The sequence below is a fragment of the Salinisphaera sp. G21_0 genome (genome assembly GCF_017744115.1).
Classification (GTDB): domain Bacteria; phylum Pseudomonadota; class Gammaproteobacteria; order Pseudomonadales; family Endozoicomonadaceae; genus Endozoicomonas.
In genome coordinates, this window is the sequence record NZ_JAGHQW010000013.1 from 28,481 (window position 1) to 45,066 (window position 16,586).

Annotated in this window: 12 protein-coding genes; 1 reads left to right on the plus strand and 11 read right to left on the minus strand. The window is 51.0% G+C overall.

Going from position 1 to position 16,586, the window contains the following annotated elements:
• The 11 genes from J7439_RS08065 to murJ form a co-directional block, all read right to left on the minus strand.
• Nucleotides 1–4,776: a pilus assembly protein gene (locus tag J7439_RS08065; RefSeq protein WP_209201318.1), complete on the minus strand. Its 4,776-nt coding sequence runs from the start codon at nucleotides 4,774–4,776 to the stop codon at nucleotides 1–3.
• 44 nt (nucleotides 4,777–4,820) lie between these two features.
• Nucleotides 4,821–5,444 carry a pilus assembly PilX family protein gene (locus J7439_RS08070; RefSeq protein WP_286198256.1) on the minus strand — a complete coding sequence of 208 codons (624 nt, stop codon included), beginning with the start codon at nucleotides 5,442–5,444 and terminating at the stop codon, nucleotides 4,821–4,823.
• Nucleotides 5,444–6,493 carry a PilW family protein gene (locus J7439_RS08075; RefSeq protein WP_209201379.1) on the minus strand — a complete coding sequence of 350 codons (1,050 nt, stop codon included), beginning with the start codon at nucleotides 6,491–6,493 and terminating at the stop codon, nucleotides 5,444–5,446. The genes J7439_RS08070 and J7439_RS08075 overlap by 1 nt, the downstream gene beginning before the upstream one ends.
• The gene (gene pilV / locus J7439_RS08080) at nucleotides 6,490–7,008 is read right to left on the minus strand and encodes a type IV pilus modification protein PilV (protein WP_209201320.1); all 519 of its coding nucleotides are present in this window, start codon (nucleotides 7,006–7,008) and stop codon (nucleotides 6,490–6,492) included. Before pilV ends, J7439_RS08075 begins: the two co-directional genes overlap by 4 nt.
• The gene (locus tag J7439_RS08085) at nucleotides 6,999–7,616 is read right to left on the minus strand and encodes a GspH/FimT family pseudopilin (protein WP_209201321.1); all 618 of its coding nucleotides are present in this window, start codon (nucleotides 7,614–7,616) and stop codon (nucleotides 6,999–7,001) included. The genes pilV and J7439_RS08085 overlap by 10 nt, the downstream gene beginning before the upstream one ends.
• A 343-nt stretch (nucleotides 7,617–7,959) precedes the next feature.
• Nucleotides 7,960–8,910 carry a 4-hydroxy-3-methylbut-2-enyl diphosphate reductase gene (gene ispH, locus J7439_RS08090; protein ID WP_209201380.1) on the minus strand — a complete coding sequence of 317 codons (951 nt, stop codon included), beginning with the start codon at nucleotides 8,908–8,910 and terminating at the stop codon, nucleotides 7,960–7,962.
• Between the two features lie 50 nt (nucleotides 8,911–8,960).
• Nucleotides 8,961–9,398, minus strand: coding sequence for an FKBP-type peptidyl-prolyl cis-trans isomerase (gene fkpB, locus J7439_RS08095; RefSeq protein ID WP_209201322.1), 438 nt, complete (start codon nucleotides 9,396–9,398; stop codon nucleotides 8,961–8,963).
• A gap of 20 nt (nucleotides 9,399–9,418) precedes the next feature.
• Nucleotides 9,419–9,925 (minus strand): signal peptidase II, encoded by a 507-nt coding sequence (lspA, locus tag J7439_RS08100; RefSeq protein WP_209201323.1) that lies wholly within the window; start codon nucleotides 9,923–9,925, stop codon nucleotides 9,419–9,421.
• Nucleotides 9,926–10,298: 373 nt separating this feature from the next.
• Nucleotides 10,299–13,145, minus strand: coding sequence for an isoleucine--tRNA ligase (ileS, locus tag J7439_RS08105; protein WP_209201324.1), 2,847 nt, complete (start codon nucleotides 13,143–13,145; stop codon nucleotides 10,299–10,301).
• Between the two features lie 67 nt (nucleotides 13,146–13,212).
• Complete coding sequence (ribF, locus tag J7439_RS08110; protein ID WP_209201325.1) at nucleotides 13,213–14,127, minus strand: bifunctional riboflavin kinase/FAD synthetase; 915 nt, start codon at nucleotides 14,125–14,127, stop codon at nucleotides 13,213–13,215.
• 138 nt (nucleotides 14,128–14,265) lie between these two features.
• Entirely contained in the window at nucleotides 14,266–15,843 is a 1,578-nt protein-coding gene (gene murJ, locus J7439_RS08115; protein ID WP_209201326.1) for a murein biosynthesis integral membrane protein MurJ, read from the minus strand.
• A gap of 418 nt (nucleotides 15,844–16,261) precedes the next feature.
• Here murJ and rpsT point away from each other — a divergent pair, with 418 nt between their 5' ends.
• On the plus strand, nucleotides 16,262–16,531 hold the full coding sequence (gene rpsT / locus J7439_RS08120; protein ID WP_101748329.1) for a 30S ribosomal protein S20: 270 nt from the start codon (nucleotides 16,262–16,264) through the stop codon (nucleotides 16,529–16,531).
• The last annotated feature ends 55 nt before the right edge of the window (nucleotides 16,532–16,586 follow it).

The window sequence follows — 16,586 nt, forward strand, 5'->3', positions numbered from 1 at the left end:
TCAATCAACCCATGGAATGCTGAAAATCTGCCACCAGCTCTGCCGTCCTTCCGAGCTGAAACTGTAATCAAGGTTTGTTGCTGTAATACTGCCACCGGCCCCCTGGGTCACCGCAGTCAGTTTCCCTCCTTCCCCCTGATGGGCCACCGGTGAAGAAGCATAACCGATCCCCAGACTCACCTTTTTCAGGGAACGCTCCAGCTCCAGACTATCCACAGGAAAACTGCCCAGAACGGCATCAGGCGATGCGGTACCGGTCAGGTAATGAACAGCATAAAGTGAGCTTGTGCCATCAATGGAACAACTGTCCGCAGGTGGACGGTATTCAGTAAACAGGATTTGGGAGAACAACCTGGCAGCGCTGTTCACACTTCGCCCGGCTGGGCCAGAGCCATCAACACTGAGAGGCAGCTTCCACCCCCCCTGCTCAGCGACCACCGCCTGTAAGGTGCCGAAACTATTGATGGTTCGAGAGCCTACCGTAAATGGCGTATAGGAGGAGTCTGACTTCTTCAGGACATCACCATTGGTAAATACAACCACATCCCCCACATTGACCAGGTTACTCTGGCTGACGGATGCATAAGTAAACTGCCTGGAGCTGTTCAACGGTTCCTGAACACCGTAGAAATAGTTGGCCTCAGTACTGCGATTATCACCATTGGTCAGCAGCCGTCCTGTTCCAGAGTATACCCAGAAGCTGTTGTCATCGGTCACGGTCATGGGGGGGGCCATAATCGGCTGTCCGGCATCCATCAACACATTCAGGCTGGAGTTCTCCAGTGCTGATGTCAGCCTTAGCCTCATCAGCTTTCCACTCAAACTGACACCTCCAGTCTCAACCGTGCCAAAGTAAATGGCATCATCCTGGTAATCCCGGTCCCAGTCTTCAGCCACCATATCGCCTGCATAAGCCGTGGAATAGGAGGTCACCAGGGGATCAAAACCGGCAACAAAATTCTTATTATTCAGATCATAAACAAATACTCGAAGATTCTGATCCGACGTTCCCTGCTCCAGGGCTGATCTCAGGGCTGAAGAACCGCTGCCTGCTGGCCCGGAGCCAAACACCAGGTACCATTCGTTTTGCACCGGGTTACTCCAATCGGTCTCGCCATTAACATCCGTACCGGCTTCCCGCCTTTTAACCAGCGCAGGCTGTGAGGTGGTAAAACCCAGATCAGCATGGGTAATTTCAGCCAGCAACGCCGGTGGCTGCTCGGGATCAGTGATATCCAACACCACCCAGGCAGAGCGCATGGTGCGACTTTCGCTGTCGATGGTGACATCAATATTGCCCCCACCCAGTCTCATACCCACCACCAGAACCGTTCCCCAACCACCAGGATGAGTACTGTCATCAGCGAAGATATTGGCATCAAAGACCATCGGTTCCGAATCCATGTAATAAACATGGGGGTAATCGGTCTCAGTGAGCCAGCGAAGGTGAGGTAACAGATTCATTGGTGCGTAACTCCAAAGCTCTGAACCCAGCGGATGCTGTACCTCACCATTACTGGCTGTGCGCTCATAACGGTAGGAACTCTCTTCCCAGAACCCGCCATTAAAGGCATGAATCAAACCATCGTTGGCTCCGACGTAGAGCACATGCCGCCGATTCAGGTATTGATTACGGAAGGTTCGATAGCTGCTGTCGTTGTAATAGGCGTCGTAACGGCTATCGGGTGCTGCCACCAGTCTGGGGGTTGAGTGAACGATGTCCCCAAGACGCCAGACTTCATCAATACCATCTTCATCAAAATCGATGGTACGGGAACGGGTACCAGCCTGCTCTTCTCCCCGAACATAGTTAACGACAGTAGCGACTTCACTGGCAGAAATACCCAGATACCCTTCATATCCAGTAAAGGTTGAAGATATAAACGGCAGCTGTTCGTCACCATCCACCTGCTGGTTATTATTGATATCCAGCCAGGTCAGCATATGTCGGCCACCGGAGGCGAGCGCATCATAGGTTCTCTGATTGGTCAGATTACTCAACAAGGCCAGCTGTTCTCTGGCATCCCAGATCGTCTCCAGGGAAGCGAGTGATTTCAGGGGACCATCGGCTACCCTGGTGACACCAAAATCGTCAGAGGTGTAGCGCTGGACCATTGTCTGACCCGCATTCGGATCAAAAAACAGTTCAACGATTTTATCTGAGCGGTAGTCATCCAGCTGGGCATTCCCATTACCATCTTCCCGGATATAGCCTTTGCTATCGATAAACAGTGAATGGAGAATACCGCCCCAGGTCACCGACTTCCCATTAATATCCAGGCTTGGCTGAAACAGTGCCTGATAGATCGCACCAGTGCCTGTAGAGCTATTGGCAAACAGCGCCGCATTCGTTGCCGAAGAGACCCGACTGGAAATATCCTCCAGTACCTGCCCCAACTGACTGGCAAGCAAGGCTGGGTTTCTGGCGAAAAAATAGTTATCTGGCAAGCCATCCGAGCCCAGGGCTCCCGTCACATTATTTCTATTGTCCCACTCGCGGTGATCGTCGCTATCAGGGCTGCCATCCCCATCAGCATCATGATTGGGACTGCCATCACCATCGAGATCGATAAAACCACCGTATTTTGCTGCAAGAAACAACGGTTTGGGTAACACGCCAGCAGCCGCTCCGGAAGCGGTAAAATCAGTAACCTGAAATGCGGTTGTTCCCTTATAGGCATAATTACTTTGCAGTCCATCACTCCCCGAACTCCCGGTGACGGTATAAGAGAAGCGCATATTCAAACCGGCAAACACGCCATCCACCTGCACAGCCACCCTGACTTCATTGGCATTAAACCTGGTTGTCTTCAGAGTATTGTCTGCTGTCTGATTGCATTGATCCCCAACACAGAACTTGATTCTGGAAGAAGCGTCATAGTCGTAGTCATTTCCCCAGAGCGAATCCTCCCAGGTAAACAGGAGAGAGCCCTGAACAACCTGTCCGGTGGCGTTCAGTATCTGCTCTTCAATCACCACATCGGTTAAAGAGCAGTCACTGATATTGTTACCATTGAAGTTAGAGCTGCTCTGGCAAAACGGCTGAAAAGTAAATGATTTACCGTTCACATCCAAGGTAAAACCCGGCAAGGATTCGGCCATTTCAATGGCATAAGTTTTCACTTTCTGAGAACCGTCAAAATCAGTACGCAAGTCGCTGGTATTGCCATAAAAAGCGAGTCCTGCGGCCTGATACCCACCTTCCAGCTGAGGAATTTCCGGACACAGGCCAACGGCTTTAGAAAGTCCTGACAAATACTTTGAAGTGCATTGACGTTTACTTCCGGTTCCGCCAACCAGGTAGTTACCGGCAAAATTACCGCCATACTCATGGTTGCCCACTTCATCTGTTTTGCTATTAACGGAGCTGGTTCCTGTCATTCCAGGCAGGTCCGAACTGCTGGATAGCTGATCGGTATCGAAAGAATTCAGGCCTGTGGATAACACAATGATGGAGCAGTTGGCACAGGCACTCTCTGATGACATGGGGTTGGCCCAGCTTTCTCTGGATAAGTCACTGACAAAAGCACGGTCATTAGTGGTATCAAAACTACTGGTAGCCGCTGAATTTCCGGCAAAATAGCGAAGTGCCTCTAAATAAAGTTCAGCCAGCGGATTGCCCCACATGCTGCAATGCTTTGAGGAATAAGTACTTCTGCTGGTTTTAAAGTACGAAACAGGAATCCCGAAAGTATCGCAGTCTGTATATCTATTCTTGGAAAAACTGTACTTCGCCAGTCTGAACTTATTGATGTTATGAATAATGCCTGCAACACTGTTGAAACGGCCGGTAGCCAAGTCTATCTCATCATCAGCACCCAGCGTATTGCCAGCAATTTTGCTGATATTTCGTCGCAATATGCCACCGGAAATATTTTTATCATAAGAGCCACTGATTAAGCCAAAGCGAATATCCCCTGACTCACCATACTGCTGAAGCAAGCCTATGGGTTTGCTCTTGCCGGTGCTGTACAGCTTACAGCGATCGGTATTAACAGCGTCTTTATCTGTGACACAAGCCTCAATATAAACGTCATTCGTTGTCAATCTGTACCAGGTAGAAGGACTGTTTACTCTACCCCACTGACACTGTCTTTCTTCAGTTGAAGCCCATCGCGGCCAAGCTTCCCTGGCAACCCTGACTTCAGGGGTGCCATTTTCAGAACCGGCAACACTGCAAAGGCTGATCTCACTGTTGCTAAAGGGCGTAAAATTTTCTGTTGGAATACCAGAAACGCTGCTTCTGTATACCTTAACAAATGCATGTACATCCCTGGGGATATAAGCCCGTTCCAGTATCGTTTGATTATCGGTATCCGTGGATCGCTTTCCGCCAAAAAGCACCGTTCTGAGGATGTCCATCCGTGTCATGGTGGCCCAGTTCAGAAAGTTACCACTCCAGGGAGCCTGAGAGGTGGTGCAATAATGCCCGTGATCACCGGTGGCTTGGGCTACCGGAGAATAGCGTCCGGAAGCGTATTGATAGCACCAGTCACTGTCGAAATACCCGAGATAGTCAAAACTGTCCACATAGCTGGTATCCAGTCGTCCATCCGAATCCAGGTCCGTATAATCGCTATACGCTTTTTTAAAAAGTTCATGGTCAACGGACATCACCAGCATAACCAGTGGTTCCGATGTATTACTGATCAAGGGGGGCGTTGCTGCATAATCACTGGATACCGCTTCAGCATTGGCCCTGAAAGATAACAGCACCAGCAGTCCGAACAACATGACCTGCCTGAAAGTAACACCATGTGAGGTATATCGATCCATGATCACCTCCACTTCCCTGTTAATATTCAAACGCTAACTCAACATCAGCTGCTTTTTTTATACGACGATTGAAGCATTACCCGCGAATCGCCGGAACCGCCCGTAGCCAGGGCGGTAATCCGATAGAACCTGGCCCAGTCCCCACGGTTGGCGGGGTCTGGTAAAGGCCCTGATGCCTCTTTGGCGATATAGCAGCGAAATTCAATAATGTATTTGGCCCGGGCTGATATACCGCTGATGGTAACTGTCGTCACTCTGTGCCGATCGCTCGCACTCCACAAGGTGCCCATTAACCAGGGCTCGGAAACACCCGGGTCACAGCTGCCAATATCGTCAATATCGCTACCGGCAAAACAGTACCCATTGTCACAATTCACACCAAAGTTTGATAAGGCCAGTTCATTGTTGGCAATAAAATTTTCCGCCTCTTTTAACGCCGCCTCTGCCGCATAAAATGCCATCTGCTGATCCTGATAATTACCACTCATTTTCTCTTCAAGCGTTGCCATTTTTACAGCGGTCAAACCAGCAACCGTAATAACCAGCAACATCACCAGGCTGACCAGCAATATACTTCCTCTCTCACCTGCTTCCGGATTCAATAAACGGCTTTTCCAGAAAGATTCAGTACGTTGCCTGATACCTGATGCAGTTAAAATGATTTCCATCACAGCCCCCGGTTCCTGAGCTTAATGGTTTTCATAAAGCTTCGACGAACATAGAGATCATCAGGCAACACTCGCTGGCCAGCAAAGAAATAGACCTGAGCTTCCGGAGCCACTTCAGTGAAACTCCGAACCAGCAGTTCAAGCTTGACCGTAATAATGCGCCGCCATTCATCGCTGTAAGGTGTTATTTCACCAGCGGTCATATACCGGTTGGCAACCCCGTCATTATCACTGTCCAGTCCATAACGAATACTCAGCCCTTCAATGCCTTCAACCAGCGCTTCTGTATTGATGCTATTGCCACTGGCGTATTCACCCGCCAGTTTCCGGTACAGTGTCGGTACGTTATTGCTTTCCCTCAGATAGAAGGCATAAGACTGCAAAGGTGCCAGTCGTGATCCCTGGTGACTGATATTGCCGGAACCAACAGCGCTGTCATGACAACTGAAGTTACCCTGTAACTGACTGATACAGTTGTAAAGGCTGCTACTGCCTGCTGCCGGATGCGTCACCACACTATTGGTTGTTGCAGCCCCTGCCCGGAAAATGGAAACCTGCCCACAGTCTGATGAAATCAGCGCCAGAAGATCACCTTCATCATGGCTACGGCTTTGTGCCAGTGTTACCGAAGCATTGCCAGTATTATGGCCACTGACCAGGGTGGACTGATTGCTATCAACACTGTGGATAATAATGGCTTCAGAGATAGCATTGCTGTCCAGCTGTTGCTCAACACTGTTACCGGAAGGAATACCCAGAACACCCTTATCAAAATGCATCATCCACTGACGATTATCATTGTTGGAGTAAACTAAATTGGCCAGCTTTGTCTGGGCAGGACAGCCGGTATATCCCGCAGTACTGATACTTTGCCCCAGAATATCCAGGGCCAGCCGACCATTTTCCTGAACCCGTGCCAGCTCATCCTGCAATACCCACGATCGGCTGGATGCCAGCACCAGGTGACCAACCCCGGTAAAAAGAACCAACCCAAGGACCAGAGCAATCATCATTTCAACCAGAGAGAATCCTTGCTCAATCCGCTTCATAGTATCCCCCTTAATACCACATCACTGAGGGGGGCCCTGTTGCCCATATCCGGGAAACTGAGACGAATAATATACGTTCGAACACCATCGCTGTCCTGGTAGCTAATTGAACCCTTGCTCCCCGGAATCTGGCAGGTCAGCTGAAACTTCCATTGCAAAATATCGTAGACTGCCATCTCCTGAGGAGTGCAGCTTCCAGCTTCACAACTGTTGGGATAGCCGCTGTCAATGCATTGGCTGTATTCAAGATCATTCAAACCTGCCTGATAACTGTTACCACTTCTGGCCAGGCTGCTGTTGGCCTGAATACGATCCAGCATATCCGTCGCTAAAAAGGTAGCCTGTGATTGCACATAGGCTGACTGGTTATACTGCAAACTGCTGCTATGCACCCCTGCCATACCAAGAATGCCGATTGTGATCACCAGCAGGCTGATCAATACTTCAATCAACCCTGCACCTCGGTTTTTTTTCTCAGGGCTTTTGTCACCACTATGAACATTCTTCAACCGCATGCGCTCCGCTCCTCCGTCCGGAGACGGCCTGTCATGCTGATGATAATTGCTTTGGCATCGCTGTTACTGTCCTGGTCACAAACCTGAAAAGTGCCTGCCTGACTGGTCTGGCCACGGCTATTGAAGCGAAGGCTGTAACCACGGTTCCACAGGATTGAGATAAGCTCTGACTGCCCTGTAACACGACGAATCACCTGATCACTGTCGTTCAACAGACCATCATCACGTTCATCAGTAAAAATAAGCCAGCCGTGATGCCAGCCAGCGTTACTTTCATCGCAGGTCAGGTCATCCACAGTGCTGCACAATGAAATGGTCCGTTGTCGCTTGACAGCCTCAGATCTGGCCAGCATCAAACTGCCATACAGTTCATCTGCCACATTATCTATCCGGTTATTGACAATAAGGGTTTTCATGCCGGGTGCAGACGCTGCGATCAAAATAGCCGCAACGGACAGGGAGACCAGCAACTCAACCAGAGAAACACCCAGTGTTTTTAAAGGTGTTTGTGGAAAATATTCAGACGGGAAATGACGATTGCTCTCACAGGCTGTATGAGAGCAAGCAACATGATTTGCTGAGAAACGATGCCCAACCTTGTACTTCATTGCCCAATCCCTGGCACTCAGTTTTTTTGATGATTTGCGGTATCCAATTGCCAGATGCTGTCATGCCAACTGAATCTGCATCAGGCTTTCTGGTGAGAAGACATTGCATCTTTTACCCAATTTTAAACCCGAAAACTGAAGTACCAGGATTTAATCTATTAAAGGTTCCTTTCCTTTGATCAATGGGTCAGCAATCAGCAGAAAACCCAAAACCCGGTTTAAAATGCCAAGAGGTGCGTTAACCAACCTTTACAGCTTATCGTTATTCATGGCCATTGATCCGGTTTTATTCAACGAATAACGTTTACTTTGACCAATTGTTCGCAAAAATTAGCAAAATGAATTAATCAGAAACCGCTTTCAAACGCAGCTCTTTCGGCATGGTAAAGACAATATTCTCTTCTTTGCCAGCCAGCTCTTCCGGTAATTCTGCGCCCAGTTCTTTTAACCGCGTGATAACGCCCTGAACCAGAATATCCGGTGCCGAAGCGCCTGCTGTGATACCAATGGATGCCTTGTCCACCAGCCATCCCGGTTTGATATCTTCGGCATTATCCACCAGATAAGCTTCAGCCCCCGAGCGCTCGGCCAGTTCCCGCAGTCGGTTGGAGTTTGAGCTGTTCACTGAACCGACTACCAACACCAGGTCACACTGTCCCGCCAGAATTTTTACCGCATCCTGCCGGTTCTGCGTGGCATAGCAAATATCATCTTTTCTTGGTCCCTGTATCTCAGGGAACTTGAGACGCAGGGCTTCAATCACTTTAGCAGTGTCATCCATGGAGAGGGTTGTCTGGGTGACATAGGCCAGTCTGGAAGGGTCTGCTACCTCAAGAGCACGAACATCGCCTTCGTTCTCAACCAGATACATCGCACCACCGTTTCGCGAGTCATACTGCCCCATGGTGCCTTCCACTTCAGGGTGTCCATGGTGACCAATCAGTACACACTCCATGCCATCCCGGGAATAACGCACCACTTCCATATGAACTTTTTTTACCAGCGGGCAGGAGGCATCAAACACTTTCAGGCCTCGACGTTGTGCCTCATCTTCTACCGCCCGGGAAACACCGTGGGCACTGAAAATAACGATGACGTCATCCGGTACCTGATCCAGCTCATCGACAAAGATTGCCCCACGCTCTTTCAGGTTTTCCACCACAAACTTGTTGTGGACCACCTCATGACGGACGTAAATAGGAGGACCGAAAACATCAAGCGCCCGGCTGACGATCTCAATGGCACGGTCCACACCTGCACAAAAGCCACGGGGATTAGCCAGTTTGATTTTCATAGGGGAATCACCAACCTTTTCTGTCACTGCTTTATGGCTCTGGTTATCGCTCAAGGCGTCTCTACATCCAGAATCTGTACCTCAAAGGTCAGGTGCCGACCTGCCAGAGGGTGATTGAAGTCAACTTCAACCATTTCATCATCAAAATTTCTGACCACGCCGGGAAGCTCACTGTTAGCCGCGTCAGAAAAGGACATCACCAGCCCTTCCTCCAGCTCAACCCCACTGGCAAAACTGCCCCTTGGGATGCGCTGCAGATTATTGGGATTCGGCATACCAAACGCTTTTTCCGGAGGAATCCGGGACACCCGGTCTTCACCCGACGCCAAGCCATACAGCGTTTCTTCAAATCCTTCCGGGAGATTACCATCACCGATGATCAGGGATGCCGGTTTCTCCGCTGGTGTGCTGTCCACCACACTCCCATCATCCAGCTTCAGGGAAAAATGCAGAGTGACCTTGCTGCCTTTCTCAATTACTGCTGACACAGTGACTCGCTCCTGCTCTTCTATTTATCGTTGCTGCTACTTTCCACCGAAGGATTACTCCGGAACATATCCAGAATCAACATGCCGGCTCCCACCGTAATGGCCGTATCCGCCAGATTGAACGCTGGAAAATACCAGTTTTTGTAGTAAAACAACAGAAAGTCGGTGACATGACCGTGCAACAACCGGTCAATCAAATTCCCCAACGCACCGCCCAGTATTAATGACAGAGAGCAGGCCTGCCAGTTTTCCCCTGAGCGAAGCTGCTTCAACCACCCCACCAGCATGATGCTGACGATAATGGCCACACTACTGAGAAACCAGCGCTGCCAACCGGACGCATCACTGAGAAAACTGAATGCAGCACCGGTATTGTAGGCAAGGGTCAGGGAAAAGAAGGGCAATACCGGTAATTGCTGGTAAAGGGAAAACTCCTCTATAACCCACCATTTTATCAGTTGGTCAAGGGCGAACACGATGGCACTGAGCCAGAGCCAGTGAAGCTTTCCTGAAGTATTACTCTGCATGGCCGGTTCCTGCTAAAAAATCCATATTATTCAGTGAGTCCTGTCAATACTAAGTGTCTTGAACCGCTGGGGGATAGTGCGAATTACCGAAATCCATAAGAATTTAACAAGTTACAACACCCCAACGTTAAACAACAGGTCATAAAATGGACTTCTACCCAAAAAAATACCCGGCACTGACCGGGTATTTTTTATGGCAAAAGCCAGGAGGCTACCCGAGAATAGCGCCCGTAGCGAGGATGGCAGAAAATTGAGGATAAAAATTCCGTTTTGTGAGGTGAATAGCGGGGCTATTTGCCGAACAAAACGGAATTTTTAGACCAATTTGCTGCCACCGCAGTAGGGCAGTCTATTCTCGAACAGCCTCCTGGTATCAGGCAAATTGCCGCTGTTCGCCACTGCCTTCTACGTTTGCGACACAACGGCCACAAAGCTCCGGATGTTCAGCAATGGTCCCGACATCTTCGCGGCGATGCCAGCAACGCTCGCACTTCTTGTGCCCGGACTTCTCAACCAGCACTTTGAGTCCTGCCAGTTCAGTAGCCGCAGCATCACCCGCATCCGCCAGAGGCTTAACGGTAGCCGCAGAGGTAATTAGCACAAACCGCAACTCATTACCCAGACGGTTCAGTTTTTCTGTCAGCGCCTCATCGGCAAACAGAGTCACTTCCGCTTCCAGAGAGCCACCGATGGTTCCAGCCACACGGGCATCTTCGAGGGCTTTGTTCACTGCCGTCTTCACGTCCAGAATCGTATTCCAGAACTCACGGCCCAGCTCATCACCCTCCAGACTGTTCAGCCCTTCGTACCAGGTTTCCAGGAAAACAGATGCTCCACGCTGCCCGGGCATCGCTTCCCAGATTTCGTCGGCGGTAAAGCTGGTGATGGGTGCCATCCAGCGGACAAAGGCCTCGATGATACGGTACATCGCAGTTTGACAGCTGCGACGGGCCAGACTGTTCTGCGCAGTGGTATACTGACGGTCCTTGATGATATCCAGATAGAAACCACCCAGATCCAGTGAGCAGAAATTGTGAACTTTCTGGTAGACCGAAAGGAAGTTGTAGCTGTTGTACGCATCCACCACTTCATTTTGCAGTCTCAGGGTACGATCCACAGCCCACTTATCCAGTGACAGCATATCCTCCCAGGCAACCGCATCGGTTTCTGGGTTGAAACCGGTGAGGTTGGACAACAGGAAGCGTGCGGTATTACGAATACGACGATAGCTGTCTGCCGTGCGCTTGAGGATATCATCAGAAACGGTCATTTCTGAGGTATAGTCTGTGGCAGAGACCCAGAGACGCAGGATATCCGCGCCCAGAGACTTGAAGACCTTCTGGGGAGCAATCACATTACCCAGCGACTTGGACATCTTCCGGCCATTGGCATCCACGGTGAAGCCATGGGTCAGCAGGCCTTTGTAGGGTGGCACACCCTGCATGGCAATACTGGTTTTCAGGGACGACTGGAACCAGCCACGGTGCTGGTCAGAACCTTCCAGATAGAGGTCTGCGGGGAATTGCAGCCCATCACGTCGCTCGATCACCGAATAGTGAGTAACACCGGAATCAAACCAGACATCCAGAGTATCGGTCACTTTCACATACTGCTCAGCATCTTCAGCACCGAGCATATCCGCAGGTTCCAGATCAAACCAGGCGTCCATCCCCTCCTGCTCAACTTTCAGCGCGACTTGTTCGATCAGTGCCTGAGTTTCCGGATGCAGCTCTTCGGTCTCTTTATGGATAAACAGCGCGATCGGTACACCCCAGGTACGCTGACGGGAGATACACCAGTCCGGGCTCTGGCCCAGCATGGCTTCCATCCGGTTACGGCCCCACTCGGGGGTAAACACGACACCTTTCAGGGAATCCATAGCGGTATCCAGCAGGTGTTCTTTGGTCATGCTGATAAACCACTGAGGCGTGGCACGGAAAATCAGCGGTGTTTTGGTACGCCAGCAGTGAGGGTAGCTGTGCGTCAGTTTCTCCTGAGCCAGCAGTCGACCTTTCTCAACCAGAACCTCAACCACTTTCGGGTCAACCTTGTAAACGTGCTCACCGGCAAACAGTTCTACGTTGGCACGGTAATAACCACTGTCGTCCAGATAGTTCAGGGTACCGATACCGTAGTGACGCCCCACATTAAAGTCATCAACACCGTGGTCAGGTGCCGTATGAACATTACCGGTACCCGCGTCAATGGTGACGTGGTCACCCAGTATCAGCGGCAGTTCCCGGTCATAGAATGGATGGGCAACTTTCTTGTTTTCAAACGCTGCGCCCTTTGCCCGGGCAATGATCGTGTAGTCTTCAATGCCATAACGCTGCATGGCACTGGCTACCAGGGCTTCAGCAAGAACCAGACGGGCAGGTTCACCATTCACCTGACACTGCACCAGGGCATAATCCAACTCGCCCCCCATGCTGACCGCCTGGGAGGATGGCAGAGTCCATGGCGTTGTCGTCCAGATAACAACGGCAACTTCGCCTTCACCTTTCTCTACTGAAGAGCCACCTTCAAAAGTAAACGCGCTTAACAGATCGGCTTCATCAATGGCAGCGTAACGCACGTCAATCTGGGTAGAGGTTTTATCCTGATACTCAACTTCTGCTTCCGCCAGAGCAGAGCCACCGACAACACTCCAGTAAACCGGTTTATAGCCTTTGACCAGGTGGCCATTGGCAGCAATTTTGCCAAGGGAACGGATGATGTCAGCTTCGGTCTGAAAGTCCATGGTCAGGTATGGCTTGTCCCAATCACCAAACACCCCCATGCGCTTGAAGTCTTCACGCTGGCCATCCACCTGCTTGGCGGCGTATTCACGGCACTTTTTGCGGAAGGTTTTGAAATCCACTTTATCGCCGGCCTTGCCGAGCATACCTTCGACCTTATGCTCAATCGGCAGGCCATGGCAGTCCCAGCCCGGAACGTAAGGAGCATCGTAGCCATCGAGTGTTTTGGCTTTAACGATAATATCCTTCAGGATCTTGTTAACGGCATGGCCGATGTGGATATCACCATTGGCATAGGGAGGGCCATCATGGAGAATAAACTTTTCCCGTCCCTGGCTGATCTTGCGAATTTCTTCGTAGAGATCCATGTCATACCAGCGCTTGAGCATTTGTGGCTCACGCTGGGCCAAATTGCCGCGCATCGGAAAATCGGTCTGCGGCAAATTCAATGTATGCTTGTAGTCGGACTTTTCAGAAGACATAAGTTGTTTACCGGAACCTCTACGGACGATTCATCACAGCTATTTATTTAAAAAGCCTGCGGGTTATTTAAAAAAGCTTGCGGGCTGTTTCAATATCATTGGCAATCGCTGCCCGCAAGGCTTCAAGCGATTCAAATTTCTGTTCATCCCTGATCTTTTCAACAAACTCTACCCGCAGGGTCTGATCATACAGATCCCCCTTGAAGTCGAGCATATGGACTTCCAGCAGCGGTTTAACGCCGGATACCGATGGCCTGACGCCCAGGTTGGCAACCGCATTAAAACGATGTCCATCCACCAGTGTACGAACAGCAAACACACCCCGCAAAGGCAGACGTCGACGACATACCCTGATGTTCGCCGTGGGGAAGCCCAGGGTTCTGCCCAGCTGCTGCCCCTTTACTACCCGGCCAATCATGGTAAATGGTCTGCCCAGCATATGTTCCGCTTCGGAAAACTTATTTTCCGCCAGCGCATCACGAATGCGGGTACTGCTGATACGCCCTTGCTGCATTAATACGGTCTGGGTATCACAGACTTCAAAACCGTAGCGCTCACCCATCAGTTCCAGATGGGTAAAATCGCCTTTGCGGTCACAGCCGTAGCGAAAGTCATCACCCACAATCAGGTAGCGAATATCCAGACCTTCAACCAGTGCCCGGAAGACAAAATCATCAGCACTGAGGCCGCGCAGCCGGTCATTGAAAGGCAGACAGAGCACCTGATCCACATGATTTTCCGCCAGCAGCGCCAGTTTCTCCCGCAGGCTGGACAGCCTCGCGGGTGCATCAACCTGAAAATACTCCCTGGGCTGGGGCTCAAAGGTGATAACGCATACCCTGGCGTCCAGCTCAAACGCCTGTTGTTTCAGGGCCTCAAGAATTGTCCTGTGGCCCACATGCACACCATCAAAATTCCCGATGGTGGCCACGCATCTCTGATGTTCTGGCCTGATATTGTGCAACCCGCGGATCAACTGCATGGAGGGGCTCGGACTCCCTTACTTCCTGTATTCAACCATTGTTGAAAAAATGTTGACGATGAAGCCGGGCAGTATACCCCAGCCGGTTCCATGGGTCACTGAGTTGGGAAAGCAGCCGGGAAAATTATGGAAAAACAGTTAATGCCTGAATTGCCCGGGCCTGACACCACTGAGCAAAAGCACACCGATGTAAACCGCCATTCCGGACAGGACCAGCAGGCCAGTCTGGGATACTCGCTCCCATAGTGACCAGGCCAGCCATTGTCCAATATCTTCGGCCAGCCAGATCAGCGCAGCCGCCATCACCAGGTTAGCAGCCAGCAGCCGGGCAAAATAAACCAGCCAGCCACTGGCAGGCTGATAAACCCGGGACCGTCGCAAACCACGATACAGCAAGCCCGCATTCAGAAAAGCCGACATAGTTGTGGCCAGTGCCAGCCCGGCATGTTGCAGGGGGAATACCAGAATCAGGTTAAACACCATATTCGCAACCATCGCGATAATGGCAATTTTTACCGGCGTTTTGGTGTCCTGACGGGCAAAATAACCAGGTGCCAGCACTTTGATCAACATGAAAGCAATCAAGCCAAGAGAGTAGGCCTGCAAACTCATGGCGGACATCAGTACATCACGGTCCGTCATCTCGCCATAGTCAAACAGGGTCGCGATTAATGGCCCGGCCAGAATAAACAGCGCAACTGCCGCCGGTACACCAATCAGCAATACCAGACGAATAGCCCAATCCAGTGTTCTGGAGAAATGCCCATCGTTTGCTTCCGCATGCCTGGCCGAGAGGCTGGGCAGAATCACCGTGGCAATGGCGATACCAAACACGCCCAGTGGCAGCTCGGATAAGCGGTCAGAGTAATACAGCCAGGAGACACTGCCCGTTTGCAGGAAAGAGGCCAGCACCGTATCCAGCAGCAGGTTGATCTGACTGACAGAAACCCCGAACAGCGCCGGCACCATCAGTGTCATGATTCTACGGCTGCCCTCATGTTGAGGCCCCCATTGAGGCATGGGCAGAAGGCGAATCTGCAATAGAAATGGCATCTGCAGCAACAGTTGGGAAATACCCGCAATCGCTACTCCCCAGGCCAGCGCCATAACCGGCTGATCAAAATAGGGCGTTAGCAGAAGCGTTGAGCCAATCAAACTCAGATTCAGCAACACGGGAGTAAATGCCGGTACTGCAAATCGCCCATAGGTATTCAGGATTGAGCCCGCCAGCGCGGTCAGGGAAATCAACAGCAGGTAAGGAAAAGTAATCCGCAGCATGTCACCGGCAAGTGCCAGTTTTGCCGGTTCATTGATAAAGCCCGGAGCAAACAGCCGGATCAATATCGGAGCCGCCAAAACACCCACAACCGTCACCAGCAGCAATATCCCTGCCAGGGTTCCACTTACGCGGCTGACCAGTTCGCGGACATCGTCAAAGGTTCGTTTAGAACGATATTCCGACAACACCGGCACAAAGGCCTGAGAAAACGCCCCTTCAGCAAACAGGCGACGAAGAAAATTCGGGATTTTGAACGCCACAAAAAAGGCATCCGCTGAGGCTGTCGAACCAAAGTAGCCAGCAACCACCACATCCCTGGCCAGACCGAGTACCCGGGAGAGCATGGTCATTATCCCCACCACCAGGCTGGATCTCAGCAATCCGGATTTTTTCGATTCAGGCTGATTGGCTGGCGGGCTGTTATCGGAATCACTCATGTTGCAATTGAATGTAAAAGCATAAGAATAAACAGCCAATCATATCCAAGGTAATTGCGATTGCCACATATATTGTGAAAATCGCTGGTTTTGCCCAAAAACAGTGTCACCTTCCGGACCGTCAAAAAACGCCACAGTCCGGCAGATTTAAAGCCCTGCAGGCAGTATGCCGTATTGACAAGACCGGCCTGAGTCGGCATAGTTCGGCGGCTAAATAGCCTTGAGCCCAGATACAGCCTTGAGCCAGGTATAGCCCTGAGCTGGATAAAGCCCTGAGCTAAATGAAAGTGGGATATGGGCTGACAATGTCTTACCCGGGGCATTGCCAGTAACTGCGGCAAACAACCTATTCCATGCAGGGTGCCCCAAAGCCGCCCTGAGACAACCCGAACGAAATTGAATTTCCAGGAGCACCGAAATGGCAAACTCTCCTTCTGCACGCAAGCGCGCCCGTCAGGCTGAAAACCGTCGTCAGCACAACGCCAGCCTGCGTTCCATGGTTCGCACTTCTATCAAGAAGGTGATCAAGGCGATCGACACCAGAGACGTTGAAGCCGCTAAAGCTGCCTTCACTGCAGCGGTACCTGTGATCGACCGTATGGCCGACAAGGGCATCATCCACAAGAACAAGGCTGCTCGTCACAAGAGCCGTTTGAACGCTCAGATCAAGGCCCTGGCAACTGCCTGAGCCTCGCTGAGACAGACAACCACTGCGCGTTGTCAGGATACAAAAAAACCGGCAT